This window comes from Leuconostoc sp. BM2 (assembly GCF_002095565.1).
GTDB classification, from domain to species: Bacteria; Bacillota; Bacilli; order Lactobacillales; family Lactobacillaceae; genus Leuconostoc; species Leuconostoc falkenbergense.
Genome location: NZ_MOWQ01000128.1, coordinates 1 through 494, shown reverse-complemented (window position 1 = coordinate 494; position 494 = coordinate 1). Strand labels below are relative to the sequence as shown.

The window sequence follows — 494 nt, the reverse complement described above, 5'->3', positions numbered from 1 at the left end:
ATTGAATAATCTCCCAACACATAATCAATCGTGTTCATAAATACAGATTTACCGTTTTTACCATTACCGTGCAATATGAACATCACTTCTTCGTCCATTGTTCCAGTAGCTGCATAACCCAATGCTCGTTGTGTAAATTCAATTAACTCTTCATTACCTTTAAAAGTTTGCTCTAAGAAAGCTAACCAACGTTCTGGTGCTTTTTTATCATTATATTCAGCGTTGGTTATTTTAGTAAATCTATCTTCGTGGGTAGATTCTTTAACCGCTCCACTAGTCAATTCAAGTACACCACTTGGCGTGTTAAGAATGCTCAATTCTTTATCAAAATCATCTGTTGTTATCGTGATTAAATTGCGAAGCTCTTTGATTGCATTTTCTTTAGCACTGTGTGACCGTGACTTCTTTTTGAATGCAGCTTTCAATTCATCAGGTGTTTTATTGCTATCACCCATGTTTTCTGGGGCAATCGTAAATTCTGGTTCTTCCTTAAT

The 494-nt window shown here is 35.6% G+C and carries 1 pseudogene; it reads right to left on the bottom strand.

The annotated features are described in order from the left end of the window. Nucleotides 1–494: pseudogene (locus BMG01_RS10805) on the bottom strand (DNA primase); the annotation flags it as partial.